This is a genomic window from Amycolatopsis rhizosphaerae (assembly GCF_007713715.1).
GTDB lineage: Bacteria > Actinomycetota > Actinomycetes > Mycobacteriales > Pseudonocardiaceae > Amycolatopsis_E > Amycolatopsis_E rhizosphaerae.
In genome coordinates this window covers 1-4,903 of record NZ_VJWX01000524.1, presented here as the reverse complement: position 1 = coordinate 4,903, position 4,903 = coordinate 1, and the positions used below count along the sequence as shown (strand labels likewise).

Genomic DNA, 4,903 nt, shown 5'->3' with positions numbered 1-4,903 from the left:
CGCTATAGGTCACCAGGCCGGGCGGGACCGATCTTGCCGCCAGACTGTCTCCGGGGAGGAGAAGGGAGCCGACATGAACACTCCAGTCCACGTGAGCATGTACGACGAGTATCGCCAACTGGCCGAAGACGTGCGGTCCGCGCAGGGCCGCATGGCGGAGATCCGCGCCGAAGCCAGTTCCGAAGACGGCCTGATCACCGCGATCGTCGGCAGCGCCGGGGAACTCGTCGAACTGCGGCTGGACGCGCGCATCTACCGTGCTCCGGACTCGGCGCAACTCGCGGCGGACATCACCGCCGTCGTGCACCAGGCGGCGGAACTCGCCCGGCGGGAGACCTTCGACATTCTGGCCTCCTACCTGCCGCCCGGCGCGCAGTTGGAGAACACCGACCTGCGCGCCGATCCACTGTTGCACCAGCTTGACCGGCAGGTCCTGAGGAGGGAACGCTGATGGCACCGCCGGACGAGCCCGGGATCAGTCTCAATCGCGAAGGTCTCATCGACATGTATCCCGATGCGACCGAGCGGATGTTCCGGGCACTGGGTCAGGTCAGCAAGGCCTTCAGTGACGCGCTGCCCGCCATTCGCAAAGTCCTGGAACAGGAGATGACCCTCGGAAACGGAACGGCGGGCAAGAATTTCCTGAATTCCTATCAGACTCCCGCGGTCGAGACCTTCCGCTACGCTCATCAAGCACCGAGAGTACTCGATCTCGGTGTGGAGCACGGCCTTACGTCGGTCAACCAGTACCGGACGGTGGACGCGGAGAACGCCGCCCGCCTGCGATCGCAGCAACCCGGCGGCTAGGACCCGGACATGGCCGACGCGACGGACATCCAGGAACCGAGCGACCAGCTCTTCATACGCACCAAACAGATCTGGGGAATCGACGCGATCTGGCCACGCGACAGCGAGGGCGACGCGAAGAAGCTGGCCGACTCCTGGGATGCGCTCGCAACGGCGTTGACGAAGCTGATCAACGACAGCAAGGCGCCCCTCAAGGATCTTTCCGAGGCGTGGTCGGATTTGGCCGGATACGGTGCCAACGAATCCATTCGCAACTATCTCGTGGGAGGCAACGGCGACGGCGGGCTGCTGCTCCTTGTCGATCAATGCAAGAAACTCGCCGAATTGTGTCGGGGATATGCCAAGAGTATCTCCGACATGAAGGGTGAGATCATCGCGGATCTCGCGTTCAACGTCGCTTTGTTCGGTTTGTCCTTCGCGTTGGCCGGGCCGTTGGGCGAGGCGTTCTTCGCGGCCAGGTTCGGCGCCATGATCGCGGGAAGAATGGCACAGTTCGCCGCGAAGGTCGAGGAGATGGGTGCCTTTGCCAGGTTCGCGACTCAGGGGGCCATAAACGTAGGTATCGGCGCTGCCTTCGGCGGTTTGGGCAATCTCGCGGGGCAGGAGCTGAGCAACCTCCGTGGGTACGGTCCCATCAACTGGGGCGATGTCGCGAAGGCTGCGGGCACCGGTGCCTTGGCGGGCGGAGTCGCGCACGCGGTCTATGTGGGTCCTGGAAAGTGGGTCACGAACGGCGTCACCCAGGCGGTGGGCCGCGTCCCCGGAGTCTCGGATGCCGTCGCGGCCCAACTCGGGAACACGGCCGGCGCGGCCGCAACGGGTCTGGGGGCCGGCGCATTGACCGGGTTTGTGACCGGTGGGGTCGACGGCGCGGTCGACGGCGCGATCGGCGGCGCGGCCATCGGCGGTAGCGGAGCACTGTCCGCCCACGGCGGGCGCAACACCTACGAGCGCATCAGCGGTAACCAGGCCAACACCCTGGCCGACCTGATCAAGCCTGGCGCCGACGGCGGAGGGGGCGGTGACCACCCACCAACCAAGGTTCCGCGATCCGCTGACCTGGGGGCCTCCGACACCGCGGCCGCACCCGCGGCAGCTGAACACGCTCAAACCGCCTCGATGGAGGCCGAACACGCCCAGAGCTCAGAGGCACCGGCCGGAACAGCGGAGGCCGGGGGGCAGCAGACGGGCGTCACGGAAGGTGTTCACCAAAGCAGCGGCGGGAATGCCGGTCACGAAGAGACCGCTGCGATCGGCAGCGGCCCCGAGAACAACGCCGAAAACGCAGGCCACGAGAACCACACCGCGAATATGGGTCAGGGCTCCGACGAGGCCACCTCGGCCGCGGCGCCGCAGTCGAATCCTGGGGTGCCAGTCACCACCAACGTCGTCCACGGTGGAGAGGCCACTGCCTCGCCCGGACAGAATTCGGCCAATGCCTCGGAAAAGGCGGCCGGAGCCGAATCGTCGGCTCGGCAGGCCCCCCCTTCCGAGACGCCTGGGCGCCAAGGAACGACGGGAGGAGCGGAAAAGCCGCAACAGCCGGCCTCGCCGGAAGCAGGCCAACGAACGCAGAACTCCGCGAACGGCGCCGCGCAAGAGAAAACAAGCCAGGAAGCCGCCAAGAAGGCAGAAGTCCCTGCCGCATCGGACAAGGCGGCGCCTCCCGCGGAGAAGCAGGGGTCGGTTGCCCACCAGGGGCAGGCAGAGCCAGGCGGCCAACCCACGCCACGCGGGAAGACCGGACCACGCAGCCAGAAGGGCGCCTTGGTGGCGGCGCCGGTCGATCCGGACGCGACACCGAAGGCCGCCACCGGATCGACCGGGGTCACTCAGATTGGAGAGCGCGAACCCGGCTCCGCTCCGAACGCGTCGGCACCGCACAGTATGACCACCGTCGAGGGTGGTCCCGCCGGTCCACGGGAGCAACAGGGCAAAAGCGGTGTGGTCATCAAGAAGACCGATGATCCGGTGCAGTTGGATTTGGTGGACGGGTCAAGTCACACATTGCCCGCCGAAAGCGAGGTGGCGCTGGACCGGGCAACCGGAGAACCGGTGCTGTACCGCCAATTCGTCGGCGCCGATGGCAAACCACTGGACGAACCGATCACGTTTCTTGCCCATCGCGACGGCGGCTGGTCCAGGACCGAAAAGCCACTGGACCCGACAGAGTACGAGGTTTGGCTGGCGAACGCGAATGACGATCACGAGACCGCTGAGCTCATGGAGGGGATCAACAGGCTCTACCGCGAAGGGGGTCTGAAAGACATGACCACGGAACAGCTTAAGAGCCTGCTGCGCGGCAGTCCCGACGAAGTGGCGGCCGCGATCTTTGAGATTCTTCGCCGAAAAGAGAAGGTCTTTTTACGCTGGACGCAGATGGCGGCGGCGAAGTTTCTCGGCGAAGGCAAGATCGTGAACATGGGTCCGGGCCAGGGCAAGTCGTTTGTGTATCTGGTGCACGCCGTGCAAGAGGCACTTCGGGACGATATCGATGCCGTGTACGCGATCCAGACTCGGGAAAGCCTGGCCACGCGCGAACTCCAGCGTTACCGAAGAGTTCTGAGTGGGCTCGACATCGACATCCACCCGATAACCCCCCACAGCCCTATTCCGGCGCCTCGGGATGGCAGGCCGACCATCTACGTTGGCACCAAGCAGAGTCTGTCTTTCACAAAGCTCGGGCAGCATCTGTTGCCGGGCGAGGTCGTGGGTAAGCGAAACAGGTTCCACGCCATCGTCGATGAGATCGACGAAGCATTCATATATTCGGACACGACGTATTTCTTGAGCAAGGGCGTGGACCACTTCGCTCCGCCGGAGGTGGAGGCAGAGGTCCTCAGCGCGATGAATTTCGTTGACGAACACCTCACAAGGGAACATTTCGACACTTTCGGAGGGCGCAGGAATGGACTCCTAGTCCTGAACAAGGAAGGAGCGGAGAAGGTTGTAGAAGTCCTGGGCGGAGCACCGAAACTGGAGCAGGTCCATCGGCTAGAAATGGCGGCCGCCGCCAAATGGGAGTACAAGAGAGGTGTTCATTACATTCGCGACAATGGGAGGCATCCCACTGGGCCGCATGCCAATAGCCCCAAAGGTCCGTCGATCAAGATTCTCGACCCGACTACCCACCAGGTCCTGTACGACCCCTTGACGGCGACCGAAAGCCGATGGAACGGCGGACTGGCGCAAGCGATCGAGGCGAAGGAAGGGGTGCGGATCCGTAATGATTCGGAGTTGGACACCTCGATTAGCGACAAAGAGATCTACGGCGAGGGCAAGCTGATCCAAAGCGTGAACGGCGCCTCGGGGACGGCAGACGGACACCAAGCGGAGTATGGCGCGCAAGGGCTTTCCGAAGATGTCGCCAGCGTACCCCTCTACTACGGTTCTCGCCTGCAGAGACTCGCCGATGTTTTTACCCTGAACTTGCACGAGAAAATCGACGCACTGACGCGCGATGTCCTAGACTTCTGGACACCGGATGGACGGCCTCAAGTAATCATCGCCCACCGCAATGACCTGGTCGGCGAACTGTACAAACGACTCAAGGCCGAAGGAATGAAGGTCGAGGCGGTCGACGCGGAACGGTACACGAGTTGGGGCGTCAAAGCAGAGGACAAATTCGCGGAGATCATCAACAGAGCAGGCGCGCCGGGCAAGGTGCTGATTGTCAACATGCAGGGGGCGCGCGGTGTCGACATCCCGCTGACCGAGGCAGCGAGGAAGGCGGGAGGCCTTCGGGTCCGGGTCACCGCCAACTCCCCGTTCAAGGATATCGATATTCAGGCCGAGAACCGCGCCGCCCGCAATGGGGACCCCGGTGACGTGGTTTTCTACCCGTCCCGGGACGACGAAGTGTTCGAACTGGAGCTCGACGCGCGGGTCCAGCAGGTGGTCATCCGCTATGAGCAGGCGCACGACGAATACCAGGACGCCAGCGCCAAACACAGCAAGAACCCGACGCCGGAGAACGGCCAGGCACTGGCCGCTGCCGACAAGGCGCTCACCGAGGCGCGGAGCGGGATGATCGGGGCCATCCCGGGCCTGCAGGCGCAGGCCGCTGTGGAACGGCTCCAAACGCCATCCCCTTATC

General features: G+C 64.0%; 3 protein-coding genes. All 3 read left to right on the top strand.

The genetic code is table 11. The features are described 5' to 3' along the window. Positions 1-73 precede the first annotated feature (73 nt). Complete coding sequence (locus FNH05_RS32205) at positions 74-451, top strand: YbaB/EbfC family nucleoid-associated protein (protein WP_144592619.1); 378 nt, start codon at positions 74-76, stop codon at positions 449-451. Further along, positions 451-807 carry a hypothetical protein gene (locus FNH05_RS32200; RefSeq protein ID WP_144592618.1) on the top strand — a complete coding sequence of 119 codons (357 nt, stop codon included), beginning with the start codon at positions 451-453 and terminating at the stop codon, positions 805-807. The genes FNH05_RS32205 and FNH05_RS32200 overlap by 1 nt, the downstream gene beginning before the upstream one ends. Before the next feature lie 9 nt (positions 808-816). Beyond that, the coding region (locus tag FNH05_RS32195; RefSeq protein ID WP_144592617.1) for a WXG100-like domain-containing protein at positions 817-4,903 on the top strand (4,087 nt) is incomplete at its 3' end.